This is a genomic window from Pseudomonas pergaminensis (genome assembly GCF_024112395.2).
In the GTDB taxonomy this organism is placed as follows: domain Bacteria; phylum Pseudomonadota; class Gammaproteobacteria; order Pseudomonadales; family Pseudomonadaceae; genus Aquipseudomonas; species Aquipseudomonas pergaminensis.
Genome location: NZ_CP078013.2, coordinates 1,907,233 through 1,924,075, shown reverse-complemented (window position 1 = coordinate 1,924,075; position 16,843 = coordinate 1,907,233). Strand labels below are relative to the sequence as shown.

Here is a 16,843-nt window from a genome sequence, read left to right as displayed (position 1 = left end):
AAACAGGGTAGCTCATGCCTCGCGCTCCAGGCCAGGCTGTGTCGGCAAGGGCAGGAACAAGGTGATACAGGTGCCACGCCCTTCAATACCGTCGGCCACGCTGATATGCCCACCGTGGGCTCCGACCATGCCCTGGCAGATCGCCAGGCCCAGGCCCGTGCCCTGCCCGCCTCGGTCACCGCGTGCAGCGGTGTAGAACATGTCGAAAATTTTCGCGCGCTCGTCCTCGGGAATTCCCGGCCCCTCATCGGCCACGGCAAAAAACAGCTGGTTGTCCAACACGCCGGCGCTCAGTTGCAAGCGACCTTGAGCGGGCGAGAATCGTGCAGCGTTCTCCAGCACATTGACCAGTGCCTGCTCGATCAACGCGGCATGCACATACAACAAGGGCAACTCGGGCGGCACATCGGTACTCACCTGCAACGGTGCCAGCACCGCACGCAGACGGCCGAGGGCGCTGCCGACGATGTCGCCTGGCGACACCCAATCCCGCGCCAGTTTCAACGCGCCGTGGCCGAGACGCGTCATGTCCAGCAAGTTCTGGATATAGCGGTCGAGGCGCTCGGCCTCATCGCGGGTGCCTTCCAGCAGCTCGCGGCGATCCTCCAGGGGGATGGCCTCACCGAGTGCCAGCAGGCTGTCGATGCTGCCGCGCATGGAGGTCAGCGGTGTGCGCAAATCGTGGGACACCGAAGCCAGCAAGGCACTGCGCAGTTGCTCGGTTTCGCCGTGCAGCCGCGCGGACTCCAGTTCCTGGGCCAATTGCGCCCGCGCCAGCGCCTGGGCCAGTGGTTGGCTCAAGGCAGTGAGCAAGCGCCGGCGTTGGCCGCTCAATTCCAGGCCGGGTTTGGGGCTGACACCCAGCAAACCCAAGGGGCCTTCTTCGCCCGACAACGGCCACCACCACCAACGCCCGAACGGCAAGGTGCCGGTGCCCATGCCCGCTGGCTGATCATGCTGCCAGGCCCAGTCAGCAGCGGCGCGCTCGGCTTCGGTGAGGGTCAGCGGGCCACCGGTCTCGATCGTCCAACCGCCCTGGCCATCGCGATTGACCAGGCACAGATCGAGGTCGCTCCAGCCTTGCAAATGATGCGCTGCGGCACTGATCACGGCCTGGCGATCGGTAGCGGCGGTGAGTTTGCGTGACAGGTCAAGCAGCTCGCTGGTTTCTTCCTGCGTGTCGCGCAATGCCTGCAACTGCCGGCGCTGACGTGCGGCCAGGTTGCCGGTCAGCGCTGCCATCAACAGGAAGAACAACAGGGTCAGCACGTCTTCCTCGCGCTGGATGGCAAAGGAAAAATTCGGCGGGATAAACAGGAAGTCGTAGGTCATGAACGACAAGGCTGCACACACCAGCGACGGCCCCAGGCTGCTGCGCACCGCCACCAGCAACACGGCGGCCAGGAACACCAGCGAGATGTTCGGCAGCGGCAAGACGCTGGACACCGCCCAGGCCACTGCCGCCGCCGCCACCGTCGCCACGACCGCCAGTGCGTAGTCGAACCACACCAGCCCGCGCACATCCGGCAAGCGTGGCGGTGCGGGGATGTCATCGCTGTCGAGCACGTTGATTTCCAGACCGCGCGCATTGCGCAGCAAACGCGCGGCCAGGCCACCGCCGAACAAGCGACGCCGCCAACGCATCCGTGACTGCCCCACCAGCAGCAGGCTGGCACGGCGTTCGGCGGCGTGCTGGATCAGCGTCTTCGCCACCTCCCCCGCCCGCAACAGCACCACCTCACCGCCCAGGCGCTCGGCCAGTTGCTGGGCATTCTGCAGGCGTAGCCGCGACTGCTCATCCCGCGCTCGACCGTTATCGATATGCACCAGGCTCCACGGCAGATGCCGGCGCTGGGCAACGCGACTGGCATGACGCACCAGGCGCTCGGCTTGCGCGTCGCCATCCACACCCACCAACAAGCGACCGCGCACCGCTGGCGCAGCCTGGCCGAGTTGGCGATAGCCTTGGGCCAAATCATCATCGACGTGGGCGGCGGCGGTTTGCATCGCCAACTCGCGCAGGGCCATGAGGTTGGTCTGGGTGAAAAACGCATCGATGGCTGCGCGGGCCTGCTCCGGCACATAGACCTTGCCGTCGCGCAGGCGCTCCAACAACTCGCGGGAGGGCAGGTCGATCAATAGCAGTTCGTCAGCCTCCTGCAGCACCCAGTCCGGCAGGGTTTCACGCACTTGCACACCGGTGATGCCGCGCACCTGGTCGTTGAGGCTTTCCAGGTGCTGGACGTTGACCGTGGTAAACACGTTGATGCCCGCGGCGAGCAATTCCTGAATGTCTTGCCAGCGCTTTTCGTGGCGGCTGCCGGGAGCGTTGCTGTGGGCCAGTTCGTCCACCAGCACCAGCTTGGGCTTGGCGGCGAGCAGGCCGTCGAGGTCCATTTCTTCGAGCATCACGCCGCGGTATTCGCTGCGCAGCAGAGGCTGTTGCGGCAGGCCGCTGAGCAAGGCTTCGGTCTCGGCTCGGCCGTGGGTCTCGACTACGCCGGCAATCAGGCGCACGCCTTGGCGCAACTGCGTGTGAGCGGCCTGGAGCATGGCGTAGGTCTTGCCCACCCCTGGCGCGGCGCCGAGAAAAACTTTGAGCCGGCCACGGCCGTCCCGGGGCAGATCGGCTAAGAGGGCGTCGGCGCGGCCGGAGTCGCTCATGCTCGGGGGTTCCTTCAGGTGTTTATTGATTGCGCTCAAGGCCGCCTTCGCGGGCAAGCCCGCTCCCACATTTGGAATGCATCCCCCTGTGGGAGCGGGCTTGCCCGCGAAGCGGTTTCACTGCTTACAATTTTTCCAAGGCCATATTCAGCGCCAGCACATTCACCACCGGCGGGCCCACCAACGGGCTTTCGATGTGCTCATCCAGCAACCGCTGCAAGGTCGACACCGGCACATTCCGCGCCGCCGCCACTCGCGCCAGTTGATAGGCAATCGCCGGTGGTGGCAAGTGTGGATCAAGACCGCTGCCAGAGGTAGTCAGCGACGCCAAAGGCACAGGCCCCTGGCTGGGCACCCACTGTTTGTTCGCATCCTCGAAGACGCGCGTGGCCAGCGCCGGGTTGCTTGGGCCCAGGTTACTGGCGCTGCTGGAAACCGTGGCAAACGCGCCGGCTGATGGGCGCGGGTGGAACCAGCTGTCACCGGTAAAATCCTGGGCAATCAGGCGGGAGCCGCGCACTTTTCCGCTATCGTCGCGCACCAGGCTGCCATTGGCCTGGTTCGGGAACGCCACTTGGGCGACGCCGGTGACTACCAACGGGTAAGCGACGCCGGTGATCAGGGTCATGAGCACCAGCAGGCTCAGGGCCGGGCGGATTATGTTGGACATATCGGATTCCTCAATTCGGTCATTGCAACCTGTGGGCACCCACCGGGCGCCCACAGGAATAGGGTCAAACCAGGTGCAGCGCAGTCAACAGCATGTCGATCGCCTTGATGCCCACGAACGGCACCAGGATCCCGCCCAACCCGTAGATCAACAGGTTGCGCCGCAGCAACGCCGCCGCACTCGCCGCCTGCACACGTACACCGCGCAGCGCCAGGGGAATCAGCACCACGATGATCAGCGCGTTGAACACGATGGCCGAGAGGATCGCGCTCTGCGGGCTCTGCAGGTGCATCACGTTGAGCACGCCGAGTTGCGGGTAGATCGAGGCAAACAGCGCCGGCAGGATCGCGAAGTACTTGGCCACGTCGTTGGCAATGGAAAAGGTGGTCAGCGCGCCGCGCGTCACCAGCAATTCCTTGCCGATCTGCACCACGTCCAGCAGCTTGGTCGGGTCGCTATCGAGGTCAACCATGTTGGCGGCTTCGCGAGCAGCCTGGGTGCCATCGTTCATCGCCATGCCGACGTCAGCCTGGGCCAGCGCCGGGGCGTCGTTGGCGCCGTCGCCGCACATCGCCACCAGGCGACCGTCGTTCTGCTCATGACGAATGCGGGCGAGTTTTTTCTCTGGCGTGGCTTCAGCCAGCACGTCGTCCACGCCCGCTTCGGCAGCAATCGCGGCGGCGGTCAGTGGGTTGTCGCCGGTGACCATCACGGTACGGATGCCCAGTTTGCGCAGTTCGGCGAAACGCTCGCGGATGCCGGGCTTGACCACGTCCTTCAGGTGGATCGCGCCGAGCAACTTGCCATCGGCACACACCAGCAACGGGGTGCCGCCGCTTTGGGCGATCTTGTCGATTTCCCGCGACAGCGCGGGCTGCAGGTCGCGACGTTGTAGACCGATGAACGCCAACAGCGAATCCACCGCGCCTTTACGGAATACGCGGCCCTGATAATCAACGCCGGACAGCCGGGTTTCGGCACTGAACGGCACGGCCGTCAGCTCGTCCGCAGTCGGCTCGGCCTGAGGGTGCAAGGCGCGCAGGTATTCGACGATGGATTTACCTTCCGCCGTGTCATCCGCCAGCGAGGCAAACAACGCCCCTTCGGCGACTTCCCTGCCGCTGACGCCAGGCGCGGCGACCACCGCCGCACACCGACGGTTACCAAAGGTGATGGTGCCGGTCTTGTCCAGCAGCAACACATGCACGTCCCCCGCCGCTTCCACGGCACGGCCGGACTTGGCGATCACGTTGAGACGCACCAGGCGGTCCATGCCAGCGATACCGATGGCCGAGAGCAAACCGCCAATGGTGGTAGGAATCAGCGTCACCAGCAGTGCGACCAGGAACACCAGGGGCAAGCTGCCACTGGCGAAGTGGGCGAACGGCTGCAGGGTCACCACCACCAACAGGAAGATCAGGGTCAAGCCGATCAGCAGGATATCCAGCGCGACTTCGTTGGGGGTTTTCTGGCGTTTGGCACCTTCCACCAGGGCGATCATGCGGTCGAGTGTCGACTCGCCCGGGTTCGCGGTGATGCGGATCAGCAGCCAGTCCGATACCAGTCGGGTGTTGCCGGTGACGGCCGAACGGTCGCCGCCGGATTCACGGATGACGGGAGCGGACTCACCGGTGATCGCGGCTTCGTTGACCGCCGCGATACCTTCGATGACTTCGCCGTCACCGGGGATCATTTCCCCGGCGGCAACGCGCACCACATCACCTTTGCGCAGGCTGGTGGCCGGCACGACCTTGAAGCTGCCATCCGCCTCCTTGCGACGTGCGCTCAGGCCTTCACTGCCGGCCTTGAGGCTGTCGGCACGCGCCTTGCCACGCCCTTCGGCCAAGGCTTCGGCGAAGTTGGCGAAGAGCACGGTGAACCACAACCACACGGCAATCTGCACCGCGACGAACGTCGGCACGGCGGTGTCGGGCACGAAGCACAGCACGGTGGTGAGGATGGCGGTCAGCTCGACCACCAGCATCACCGGCGAGCGTTGCAGTTGACGCGGGTCCAGCTTGACGAACGCCTGGACCAGCGCCGGGCGCCACAGGGCGGAGATGGCGGTTTTGGCGGGTTCCTGGGTGTGCGCCGGAGCCGCGTTTTTTGCAGGCATATTCATTTTCATATCCCTTTACTAGAAGCCCATGCTCAAGTGTTCAGCAATGGGACCTAACGCCAGCGTTGGCAGGAAAGTCAGGCCGCCCACCAGCAAAATGGTCACGGTCAACAGGGTCACGAACAGCGGGCCATGGGTCGGGAAGCTGTTCTGGCCGATCGGGGCGGTCTTCTTCATCGCCAGGCTGCCGGCCAGGGCCAGTACCGGAAGGATGTAGCCGAAGCGGCCGATCAACATGCCCAGGCCCAGCATCAGGTTGTGGAACGGCGTGTTGGCGCTGAAACCGCCAAATGCCGAGCCGTTGTTGGCACTGGCCGAGGTGTAGGCGTAGAGCAACTGGCTGAAACCGTGGGGGCCAGGGTTACTGATGGCACCGGCCGGGCCGGGCAGGCTCGCGGCAATGGCGCCGAGCACCAGCACGCCAACCGGCATCACCAAGAGGGTCACGACCAGCAATTGCACTTCCTTGGCCTGCAGCTTTTTGCCCAGGTATTCCGGGGTGCGGCCGATCATCAGGCCGGCGAGGAACACCGCGATCAACACGTTGAGCAACATGCCGTACATGCCGGCGCCGACGCCGCCGAAGATCACTTCGCCGACCATCATGTTGACCAGTGCAACCATGCCGCTGAGGGGGTTGAGGCTGTCCTGCATGCCGTTGACCGAACCGTTGGACGCCGCCGTCGTCGTCACCGACCACAGCACCGTACCGGTGGTGCCGAAGCGGGCTTCCTTGCCTTCCAGCGGCGCGGTTTGCTCCACGGCCGGATTATTCAGGGTCGGATTGGGCTGGTATTCGGCCCACAACGAGGTCGCGCCGCCGATCAGGAACAGCGCCAGCATGCAGCCGAGGATCGCGCGGCTCTGACGCAGGTCTTTGACGTAGTGGCCGAAGGTGAACACCAGCGCCACCGGGATCAGAATGATGGCCGCCAACTCAAACAGGTTGGCCCAGGCCGTCGGGTCTTCAAACGGGTGCGCCGAGTTGACACCGAAGAAACCGCCGCCGTTGGTGCCCAATTGCTTGATCGCAATCTGGCTCGCCGCCGGGCCCAGGGGAATCACTTGATCCACGCCTTGCATTGTCACGGCGTCAACGTAGTGAGCGAAGGTCTGCGGCACGCCCTGCCACACTAGGAACAACGCCAGCACCAGGCACAACGGCAGCAGGCCGTAGAGCGTGGCGCGGGTCATATCGACCCAGAAGTTGCCCAGCGTCTTGGTGGATTTGCGACCGATCCCACGGCAAAGCGCGACCAAGACCGCCAGACCGGTCGCCGCGCTGACGAAGTTCTGCACCGTCAGGCCGGCCATCTGGCTGAGGTAACTCAGGGATGCCTCACCGCTGTAGGACTGCCAGTTGGTGTTGGTCATGAAACTGACCGCGGTGTTGAAGGCCAGGGTCCACTCCTGCCCCGGCAATTTCTGCGGGTTCAGTGGGAGATAGTCCTGGAACAACAGGATCGCGAACAACAGCACAAAGCCCGCCAGGTTGAACGCGAGCAAGGCCAGCATGTACTTCTGCCAGCTCTGTTCCTGCTGCTCATCCACGCCCGACAGGCGATAACAGGCACGTTCCACCGGGCCCAATACCGGCGTGAGCCAGGTGCGCTGCCCCTCCATCACCTTGTAATAGAACCGCCCCAGGAACGGTGCCGGCACCAGTACCACGGCGAAGAAGGCGATGATCAGCCAATAGTCATAACTGTGCATAGCCCGCTCCTAGTTCCGATCCGCGCGTAACAGCGCAACCAGCAGATAAATGAACAGCGCCACGGCCAATAGCAGTGACACCCCGTCCAGAACGCTCATGGAAGTCTCTCCGTTTAGCGGCGAGTGCCGCGTGTAGGGCAATTGTCGGCAGGAGTGGCGTAAAGGAACGAGAGCGAGGGGGTAGGCAGGGCGTAAAGAAGGCGTAAAGAGTGGGTTTATGCGGGGTTTACAGGGGTAGGTGTGGGGTCTTCAAGGGCCCCATCGCGGGCAAGCCCAGCTCCCACACTCGACCGCGTTTCAGCAGGAAATACACGCTCCAATGTGGGAGCGGGCTTGCCCGCGAAGGCGCCGGCTGAGTCAACACAGCACTTATCTGGTGCAACACAGGGGAAATTCAAACGCCAAACCGTTCCCGCGGCGACACTTGCACCGCTTTACGACAATGATTCTCAGCCTGGCATGCACGCTGCAACACCTTGAATCATTCCAAACCGTTCAGGGAGCAACACAATGAACACTCAACTCAAACCCACCTTGGGCACCCTGCACTTATGGGGTATCGCCGTCGGCCTGGTCATTTCCGGTGAATACTTCGGCTGGAGCTATGGCTGGGGCGTCGCCGGGACGCTGGGCTTCCTGGTGACCTCCCTCATGGTGGCCGCGATGTACACCTGCTTCATCTTCAGCTTCACCGAGCTGACCACCGCCATTCCTCACGCCGGCGGGCCGTTTGCCTACAGCCGTCGCGCCTTCGGAGAAAAAGGCGGTTTGATCGCCGGCCTCGCGACACTGATCGAATTCGTCTTCGCGCCACCCGCCATCGCCTTGGCCATCGGCGCTTATCTGAATGTGCAGTTCCCCGCACTGGATCCGAAACATGCGGCCGTGGGCGCCTATATCGTTTTCATGGGCCTCAACATCCTCGGCGTGAAACTCGCCGCCACCTTCGAGCTGGTGGTGTGCGTGCTCGCCGTCGCTGAGTTGCTGGTGTTCATGGGCGTGGTTGCACCCGCCTTCAGTTTCAGCAACTTCGCCCTCAACGGCTGGGCCGGCTCCGACACCTTTGGCGCCCCAGCGATTGCCGGCATGTTTGCCGCGATTCCTTTCGCCATCTGGTTCTTCCTCGCCATCGAAGGTGCAGCCATGGCCGCCGAAGAAGCGAAAGATCCGAAGCGCACCATTCCAAAAGCCTACATCAGCGGCATCCTGACCCTGGTCATCCTGGCCATGGGTGTGATGTTCTTTGCCGGCGGCGTGGGCGATTGGCGCACCCTGTCCAACATCAACGACCCCTTGCCACAAGCCATGAAAACCGTGGTCGGCGACAGCTCCGGCTGGTTGCACATGCTGGTATGGATCGGCCTGTTTGGCCTGGTGGCAAGCTTCCACGGCATCATCCTCGGCTACTCGCGCCAGTTCTTCGCCCTGGCCCGCGCCGGTTACCTGCCATCTTTCCTTGCCAAGCTGTCACGCTTTCAAACACCGCATCGGGCGATCATCGCCGGCGGCGTGGTGGGTATCGCGGCGATCTACAGCGACGGCCTGATCAACCTGGGCGGCATGACACTGACTGCGGCGATGATCACCATGGCGGTATTCGGTGCCATCGTGATGTACATCATGAGCATGCTTAGCCTATTCAAACTGCGTAAGACCGAACCCCTGCTGGAACGCACCTTCCGCGCACCGGGTTACCCGATCGTGCCGGGCATTGCGCTGGTGCTGGCGGTGGTGTGCCTGGTAGCGATGGCCTGGTTCAATGCGCTGATCGGGCTGATCTTCCTGGGCTTCATGGTGGTTGGGTTCGCCTACTTCCAGATGACCGCGCAAGACCGTGCCGACGCGCCGGCGGATGCGATGTTGACCGGGCTCTGATCTACTACGAGGCAGAACGGGCCTACACTGAACTAGTAAGAAAGCCCGTCACTCAAAGCAGTTATTACCGTGGGAAAACTCTCCCACGGCAATCTGCCTCAAGGAGAGCCTTATGCCGTGGTATGCATGGTTGATTTTAGTGGTCGCGATCGGGTCGATCGTCGGTGGACTGATGATGCTGCGTGACAGCGCCAACAAAGTGGAACTCACCGACGAACAACGCAAGCGCGTGGCCGAGCGCAACGCCCAAGCGGATGCCAAGGACGCGCAGGATCGCTGAACCTTGGGTTACTCCCAAGCCGCCTTGGCAATATGCAAACCGTGCTGTCCCTTGTAGGCAGCACGTTCCGGCTGGCTCCAGCCATTCAGCAACTCATCCTCCAGCTTATAGATCTCAACCCCAAGCGGGCGGCACACCGTCAGCGGATCCTGCGCCTCAGGCCCCCACATCGGCAGCGACAAATCCCCACCGGGACACGTCGACAACGCGCACAGCAAATCAATCTCGGCAAAAAATTCCAGGTAATCGCCCTTCTGCGCCGGGCAGGCTTTCATGAAATACATGTCGTCATGATTCAGGCCCGTGCACTGGAAAATATTCAGCACGTCATGCACGTCGAATTCCGTCAGACCGTGGGGTAAAACCGCGCGGGTCAGGTTCGAGTGACAATGGTGATGGAAGTCCTCGCCAGTGAGCATGCGGTTCACATACGGATCACAGCGCGTACCCAGCAAATCATGCAGACGCCCGCCGTGCTCATCGATGCCGTAACTGGCCAGGCTGTCATCGGTGATCGTCACCAAAGGCCGCAGGAATGGCAGGTTTGACCACAAGCGGTCATGGGTGCTGACATGGGCACCTTGCAGCTGACGCGTACGCGCCGCCCACAGACGCTCGCGTGGGTCGTTGGCGTTCCACACGTTGAAGTCACCCACCTGCGGGCCCACCGGCGTGGTGACACGAAACACATGCCCGGCCGGCACCTTCCACGCCCTGCCCGTACGGATCGGCACTTCAAACTGCTCGATCAATGTGCGTTGCTGTTTTCGATCACGAATACGCTCGTAAAACGGCGTATCGACCTGCAACGCCGAACCTTTGCTGACCTGATAAGCGGCCGGGTAGTCTTTGTACATGGTGCAGATCCTCGATCAAGGGTGGTTAAACAAGGCCAGGGACAGATGTTCCGAATCATCCAGGTACAGGCTCATCGCCTCCCCTGCCGCCGTTTTATCCTGCAGGGCCAGTAAGGTGTAAATTTCACGATCACGCTCTAGCCACGGCGACTGGAAGCGCTGCTCATCGGGCGCGGCGCAAAACACCAGGCGCAATTGGGCGATCACCTGGGCAAAAAACTCATCGAACAGCGGGCTGTGCATCAACCCGACAATATGCTGGTGAAACACCAGGCTGTGGGTAGCGACCGCACGCCAGTCTTCTCGCTCACGGGCCAGGGCGGTGGCGTCGATGGCGTTCTGCATGCGTCGGGATTGATCTTCTGTCAGAGGGCCGCTGTGGGCGATGGCCTGCAACTCCAGGGTGCGACGAACGACAAACAAGTCACGCACTTCCTCCCGCGCCAACCGCCGGACCATTACCCCTCGATTGCGCACATAACGGGTCAAGCCCTCCTGCCCCAATCGGTGCAACGCTTCACGAATAGTGTTACGCGATGCGTTATAGGCCTTCACCAGTTCCATTTCGACCAAGGGCATTCCTGGTAGCAGTCGCCCGCCGATGATGTCAGCACGCAGCTCCAGGGCAATCTGGTCGGCTAAAGACAAACTGAGTGTCATGGCTACCTCACGATTGTTGAACAATCTTCCACGTAGAGGTAACCACTTTTCGTGCCAAAGGCTAACAAGCAGGACATGGGTGTAAATCAAATCAAGTTGGTTAAAATGTCAGCCTGTCACCGAGGCCGTCCCTATGCGTTATTCATCCGACCACAAAGCCCAGACGCACCAACGCATCATCAAGGAAGCCTCAGTACGCTTTCGCCGCGACGGTATCGGCGCAACCGGCCTGCAGCCGCTGATGAAAGCGCTGAACCTGACGCATGGCGGGTTTTACGCGCACTTCAGGTCCAAGGACGAACTGGTGGAAAAGGCCCTCCAAGCCGCAGCGACCGAGCTGGATGCCCATTGCGAGAAGCTGTTCAGCCAAGAGCGGCCGCTGGAAGCCTTCATTGACAGCTACCTGTCGGAGTGGCACCTGACCTCGCCGGCAGAAGGCTGCCCGTTGCCGACCATGTCTTCTGAGCTAGGCCTGAGAGGCCAGCACAGTGCAACAACAGATGCAGTACTCGGCGCTCGACTCAAGCAGATTGAAACAGCCTTGGGGAATGGACAGTCTGACGCGCGAGGCTTGGTGATGATGTCGACACTGGTAGGAGCCTTGGTACTAGCCCGGAGTGTCGAGGACAAGTCACTGGCGATGCGCATCCTGGACGTGGTGCGCGACAGCTTGAAAAACCAGGTTGCAAAGGATGAAAAAGCCGGTCAATGACCGGCCTCCCCTTATTGGCTTAGTTGATAACAAGCCGATCGCGGTTCTTCTCCAGCAGCGCCTTGCCAATCCCCTTCACTTCCAACAACTCATCCACCGCCGTGAACGGGCCATTGCTTTCGCGGTAAGCAACGATTGCCTTGGCTTTGGCAGCGCCGATACCGAACAGGTCGCGACGAAGGGTTTCAGCGTCGGCGGCGTTCAGGTTGACCTTGGCGGATTGCTCGGCTTTGGACATCTGAGCGGCGATGGGGGTTGGGGCTTCGGGTTTGATAGAAGGGGCTGCGGTGGTGGTGACGGAGAGAGTGGTGAGGAAGGCGAAGATTAGGGAGGTGAGGTAGGTGTTTTGCATTTTGAGGCTCCATGACATCAGTAAGAGAAAAGCAGCTATCCGAAGCTGCTTTTCAAACTTAGGTGATATTGGGCATTCGTCAAAAATGCTTGAGTAACAGGGTGTTAAATCAAGGGTCCAAGCGGCGCTGTTGGTAGATCCAGTCGACGATTTCACCATCGGGGGCGTAGCCGCTGACGGTGTCGCGCAAAAGCTGGCGAACACGAGAGTAATCGTCGCCTTCTACTGCGGCCAACAATTCCGTCAATTTGACTTTGAGTGCGTCCCAAGGCAGGTGGTCTTCATTCGCACTCATAATCATTGGGTGCCGCGTGGCCACCACGTTATCGCCAATGAGTAACTCTTCGTAAAGTTTCTCACCAGGACGCAGGCCAGTGAATTCAATCGCAATGTCACCATGGGGATTTTTTTCGGAGCGCACACTCAAACCAGAAAGGTGGATCATCTTCTCAGCCAGCTCCACGATTTTTACTGGCTCGCCCATATCTAATACAAATACATCGCCTCCCATCCCCATGGAACCAGCCTGGATAACGAGTTGCGCTGCTTCAGGTATGGTCATGAAGTAGCGAGTGATTTTTGGATGAGTAACAGTCAATGGACCGCCAGATTTGATCTGTTTGTGAAACAGCGGGATGACAGAACCCGAAGACCCCAGTACATTCCCGAATCGGACCATTGTAAAGCGCGTTTTATTGACGCGAGAAATATTGGATCTGTCGCCAAATAGGACGGGGGCTAATTCACGACTCAGTGCCTGAAGTGTTAACTCTGCCAAGCGCTTGGTACTGCCCATTACATTGGTTGGGCGAACAGCCTTATCTGTTGAAATCAGAACAAAATTAGCAACGCCTGCCTGAAGAGCAGCCTGTGCAGTATTGAGGGTGCCAATAATGTTATTCAACACACCTTCTGCAATATTATGTTCAACCATCGGCACATGTTTATAGGCCGCTGCATGATAAACAGTGTCTACGTGCCAGGTCTTCATAACGTCGAGCAGCTTTGGCTGATTACGCACAGAACCTAAAATGGGCAGAATTTTGACAGACAAAGACTCTCGTGTGACCCGCTGCTCGAGTTCTGAAAGAATGCTGTAGAGATTAAACTCACTATGCTCAAAGAGAAGCAATGTTGTCGGTTTGAGAGACAATATCTGCCGACACAGTTCAGACCCGATTGAACCACCGGCACCCGTGACCAGAACGCTCTGCCCCTTGATGCAGTGCTCAAGCAAATCTGCTTGAGCAGGAACGGCGTCACGGCCAAGCAAATCGGCGATATCAACTTCCTGGATATCGTCTACCTTAACTCGACCACTGGCCAAGTCCATGAAGCCAGGGACGCTTCGCACGTGAAGTGGAAATCCCTCTAGATAACCCAGGATTTCACGGCGTCGAGCTCGGTTCGAAGAAGGGATAGCCAGTAGAACTTCCTCAGCTCCCGTCGCATCCACCATGCGTTGGATGTGTTTGGGCTTGTAGACTTGCAATCCCGAAATCACGCGATCACTGATACTTTCATCGTCGTCAATAAACGCCACCGGTCGCATCACTCGCCCCATCCGCAGGGCAGCGACCAACTGGTTACCCGCGGCACCAGCGCCGTAGATGGCAACTTTAGGTAACCCGTTGTCGCGACTAGTGAATGGTACATGTTGTGCTGCCGTGAACCAATCTCCCAAAAAGTATTGGCGCATCGCTAGACGCAGCCCACCAATAGTGATCAGGCTCAGCCACCAGTAGTTGAAAATGATAGAGCGCGGCACTACGTTCTGATGATTGCTATACCAGTAAACAACAAGCGCCAATATCAACGATGAAAGGCTTACCGCCTTGACAATGGCAATCAATGCATCGTTACCAAAGTAACGCATGACAGCACGGTACATACCAAAACGGACGAATAGCGGGATGGCAGTCAGGGGGGCGGAGATGAAAAGCCATGGGTGCATACGGATAGGGTTGATCATTTCATCGATCCCCAAACGCACAACGAATGCCATCCATAGTGCGAACCACACGAGTAGGACGTCGGTGAGAACCTGAAGGAATCGTTTATATCTGCGAGGTAGACCCAACAAATAGATCCGTAACATATCCATAATTGCCTCCGAACGGGTCAAACATCACAAAAAAACATTTGTACTGCGGATACTCCAGACACTTGCTACCCGTCCTTACCTTTCTCAACTGCACCCGCCTGGAACTTCCAAGCCAATAGAACTAATGGAACATACGCAATAATTACACCTAGAAAACCATCCATTCCCAATAACCCGACGCACAGCGCCACTGGCAACAGCCAAACCACATTCACAAGCCCAACGGTCAACGTCACAGGCAAATGACGACCAAACTGTCGTGACGCATACTGGTACGCATGGCTACGGTGCGCTTCATAAACCTTGTCCCCCCGAACCAGACGCCTGACAAGCGTGAATGTAGCATCCACTACGAATACACCCATCAGAATCAGCCATATCCATACAAGAGAAGGCGACGTCCACGCCGCTTGCAAGGAAAAAATTCCAAGGGTGACACCCAGAAAACCACTACCGGCATCTCCCATGAAAATCTTCGCAGGGGGAAAGTTCCAATATAAAAATCCCGCCACCGTGAATGCCAATAGCAACGGCGCCCATGCCAGCATACTGAAATCCATCAGTACATAAATAAGCGACGCGCTCAGGCAGACAGAAATAGCCTCGATGCTGGCCAGGCCATCGATCCCATCCATAAAATTATAGAGATTGAGCATCCAAACCAGATAGAAAAGAGACAGCACTGTCCCAACCCAGCCCATATCAAACACGACACCCAATATAGTCAGCGGGGGAACACCGCCCAGCCAAAAAACTGCCCAGACCGCAGCGCTGAAATGACCAAGGAGCCGCCATCGAGCAGCAATATGACCATGGTCATCCAGGAACCCCAGCACTGCGATGCCGGCCCCCGCACCCAGCAGTTCCCAGGCAAATGTCCAAGGCAAAAGCGAAAATAGAGAGAGCACAGGCAACAACAATAGAAAACTCAACACGATCGCCACACCACCACCACGGGGGGTAGGGACCGTATGAGAACTACGAGCATTAGGTACGTCTATCAAGCTTTTAGAAAGCGCATAGCGTCGTAGAGCACTCGTCAGCAACAGAGAAATACCACCGGCAATAACAAAAAAAATCCAAACCATCACATACGACTCCAACGCGTCACGAACCGACGACTTTCCTTCTGAACTCTTGCCCTGCTTTGATCATTGCAGCTTCAGCCGAAACAGGTGGTACCCAGCCAAGCAGTTGCGTGGTTTTGGAGGAATCTATCTTCAGCGAGCCGCACAGCTGCGTATAGATCCCCTGCTTACCCAATAACCTCGCAGCCACTCTCAGAAACCAGACAGGCAAGGGGATCTGCCGACCTCTTCGACTCATGCCCTGACTCATGCCCTGGGCCAAAAGGTCAATTATTTGTCCCGTGGAGAAATTAACGCCATCGGAAGCTAAAAACACCTGATTCGCAGCTGCGGGGTGCTCCACGCAAACGGTGATGAGGTCAACCAGGTTTTCCAGAGCGATCATGCTTCTACTGTTCTTTACTCGCCCAAACGGCAACGGAATACCCGTATGGACAAGTTTGAGCAGACGCCGAAAGTTTCCTGGGGCATGAGCGGCATACACCAATGGCGGTCGAATGATGACAACGTCCATTTCCGTGTCGTTGGAGAGTTGCATCAAACCCACTTCTGCCTCTAGCTTTGAAACGGCATAATCTGCGTGCGGTGCTGGGGTAGAGGTCTCTGAGAAAGGATGTTCGGTAGTCAGCGCGCCATTTACACCGATTGAGCTTATAAAAACGAAACGTCTTACACCCTGAGCGGCCGCCTGCCTTGCCAGATTGAGGGTCGCCTCGGTATTGGCCTCGCGAAACAGCTGCAGCGCATTGCTCTCCCGAGTCAAGACGTGAGCACGCCCTGCCAGATGAACCACACAATCGACCCCCACCAGCGCGTCATGCCAAAGCGTACGTGACCCGAATTCGCCAACATTGAATACTTGACAACGCGGGTCAACGTTCGCGTGATCAGTTCGAGATGCGACGACAACCGAATGACGCCCCAACCCAAGTAAATGGCCCAAGAGCTGCGACCCAACGAAACCGGTTGTTCCTGTAAGTAAAACCTTATTTACGGACCTCATTTGAAAAAATAGCTGGCAATTTTGAAAGGGATCTTCATGGCAACCATGAAAATGTTTGTATAGATACCGTTCTCTTTACAAGCCCTGACGATTTCCATGTTTTGATGAACTTTCCACCAAAACCCTGTCGTACTAATTCCGCCCTGACGCATCTTGACCATATTCGCATCATGCCGAGCAAGCTTTATACCCTGCTTGATAAAGCGGGCCATGAGTTCAAAATCAGCTGAAACCCGATAACTCAGTTTATAGTAACCAAACCGCTCAAAAAGGCTACGACGTGCATAAAAGGTCGGATGAGGGATCATGAATCCAAAGCGAATTTTCCAAGCCGCAAATCCAGATGACGAGTATTTCCGTGTCACGACTTCGGTGTTGTCACGTTCGACAAACACCAAGTTTGCATATGAAGCGTCACAGTCGGGATTGGCCTGCAAGAAATTCACCAATGCCTCGATAGTTGAAGTGCTTGAGAACACATCATCCGAGTTTAGAATGCCAACATAGTCTCCTGTTGCACATTTGACACCCTTGTTCATCGCGTCATAAATACCCTTATCCGGCTCGCTTAGAACAGTCGTTATGCGCTCTTCATATTCAGAGATTATCGCCAACGTCGAGTCCTTTGATGCCCCATCAATAACGATATATTCAATATCCTCATAGGTTTGCGACAGGACAGATTCCAAGGTGTCACGAATGGTCGAAGCGCTGTTATAGCAAACGGTGATAATTGAAATTTTCAC

Annotated in this window: 15 protein-coding genes; 3 read left to right on the top strand and 12 right to left on the bottom strand. The window is 58.5% G+C overall.

All coding sequences use genetic code 11. From position 1 onward, the window contains the following. Nucleotides 1-12: 12 nt before the first annotated feature. The 5 genes from KUA23_RS08770 to kdpF all read right to left on the bottom strand — a co-directional run bounded on the left by KUA23_RS08770 (nt 13) and on the right by kdpF (nt 7,265). Nucleotides 13-2,664, bottom strand: coding sequence for a sensor histidine kinase (locus KUA23_RS08770; RefSeq protein WP_252993781.1), 2,652 nt, complete (start codon nt 2,662-2,664; stop codon nt 13-15). A 124-nt stretch (nt 2,665-2,788) separates the two neighbouring features. Continuing rightward, nucleotides 2,789-3,334 carry a potassium-transporting ATPase subunit KdpC gene (gene kdpC, locus KUA23_RS08765; protein ID WP_078047528.1) on the bottom strand — a complete coding sequence of 182 codons (546 nt, stop codon included), beginning with the start codon at nt 3,332-3,334 and terminating at the stop codon, nt 2,789-2,791. A gap of 64 nt (nt 3,335-3,398) precedes the next feature. Then, on the bottom strand, nt 3,399-5,456 hold the full coding sequence (kdpB, locus tag KUA23_RS08760; RefSeq protein ID WP_428847413.1) for a potassium-transporting ATPase subunit KdpB: 2,058 nt from the start codon (nt 5,454-5,456) through the stop codon (nt 3,399-3,401). A gap of 15 nt (nt 5,457-5,471) precedes the next feature. Next, the gene (gene kdpA, locus KUA23_RS08755) at nt 5,472-7,166 is read right to left on the bottom strand and encodes a potassium-transporting ATPase subunit KdpA (protein WP_252993779.1); all 1,695 of its coding nucleotides are present in this window, start codon (nt 7,164-7,166) and stop codon (nt 5,472-5,474) included. Nucleotides 7,167-7,175: 9 nt separating this feature from the next. After that, nucleotides 7,176-7,265 carry a K(+)-transporting ATPase subunit F gene (gene kdpF / locus KUA23_RS08750; RefSeq protein ID WP_003218754.1) on the bottom strand — a complete coding sequence of 30 codons (90 nt, stop codon included), beginning with the start codon at nt 7,263-7,265 and terminating at the stop codon, nt 7,176-7,178. Nucleotides 7,266-7,676: 411 nt separating this feature from the next. On the opposite strand from kdpF, the gene eat reads away from it, so the two are divergent. Further along, nucleotides 7,677-9,041, top strand: coding sequence for an ethanolamine permease (eat, locus tag KUA23_RS08745; RefSeq protein ID WP_010211919.1), 1,365 nt, complete (start codon nt 7,677-7,679; stop codon nt 9,039-9,041). Between the two features lie 112 nt (nt 9,042-9,153). Then, nucleotides 9,154-9,321, top strand: a complete 168-nt coding sequence (locus tag KUA23_RS08740; RefSeq protein ID WP_012722955.1) for a DUF2897 family protein — start codon at nt 9,154-9,156, stop codon at nt 9,319-9,321. An 8-nt stretch (nt 9,322-9,329) separates the two neighbouring features. On the opposite strand, the gene KUA23_RS08735 is transcribed toward KUA23_RS08740, so the two are convergent. Next, on the bottom strand, nt 9,330-10,178 hold the full coding sequence (locus KUA23_RS08735) for an urea carboxylase-associated family protein (RefSeq protein WP_252993778.1): 849 nt from the start codon (nt 10,176-10,178) through the stop codon (nt 9,330-9,332). A 15-nt stretch (nt 10,179-10,193) separates the two neighbouring features. Continuing rightward, entirely contained in the window at nt 10,194-10,838 is a 645-nt protein-coding gene (locus tag KUA23_RS08730; protein ID WP_252993777.1) for a GntR family transcriptional regulator, read from the bottom strand. A 133-nt stretch (nt 10,839-10,971) separates the two neighbouring features. On the opposite strand from KUA23_RS08730, the gene KUA23_RS08725 reads away from it, so the two are divergent. Then, nucleotides 10,972-11,550 carry a TetR/AcrR family transcriptional regulator gene (locus tag KUA23_RS08725; RefSeq protein ID WP_252993776.1) on the top strand — a complete coding sequence of 193 codons (579 nt, stop codon included), beginning with the start codon at nt 10,972-10,974 and terminating at the stop codon, nt 11,548-11,550. Nucleotides 11,551-11,569: 19 nt separating this feature from the next. On the opposite strand, the gene KUA23_RS08720 is transcribed toward KUA23_RS08725, so the two are convergent. The 5 genes from KUA23_RS08720 to KUA23_RS08700 form a co-directional block, all read right to left on the bottom strand. Further along, nucleotides 11,570-11,902, bottom strand: coding sequence for a ComEA family DNA-binding protein (locus tag KUA23_RS08720; protein WP_078047523.1), 333 nt, complete (start codon nt 11,900-11,902; stop codon nt 11,570-11,572). 109 nt (nt 11,903-12,011) lie between these two features. Further along, the gene (locus tag KUA23_RS08715) at nt 12,012-14,009 is read right to left on the bottom strand and encodes a polysaccharide biosynthesis protein (RefSeq protein WP_188322588.1); all 1,998 of its coding nucleotides are present in this window, start codon (nt 14,007-14,009) and stop codon (nt 12,012-12,014) included. Between the two features lie 62 nt (nt 14,010-14,071). Next, nucleotides 14,072-15,097: an MraY family glycosyltransferase gene (locus KUA23_RS08710; RefSeq protein WP_428847412.1), complete on the bottom strand. Its 1,026-nt coding sequence runs from the start codon at nt 15,095-15,097 to the stop codon at nt 14,072-14,074. Nucleotides 15,098-15,113: 16 nt separating this feature from the next. Beyond that, complete coding sequence (locus KUA23_RS08705) at nt 15,114-16,097, bottom strand: NAD-dependent epimerase/dehydratase family protein (protein ID WP_078047521.1); 984 nt, start codon at nt 16,095-16,097, stop codon at nt 15,114-15,116. Beyond that, entirely contained in the window at nt 16,094-16,843 is a 750-nt protein-coding gene (locus KUA23_RS08700) for a glycosyltransferase family 2 protein (RefSeq protein ID WP_252993775.1), read from the bottom strand. Before KUA23_RS08700 ends, KUA23_RS08705 begins: the two co-directional genes overlap by 4 nt.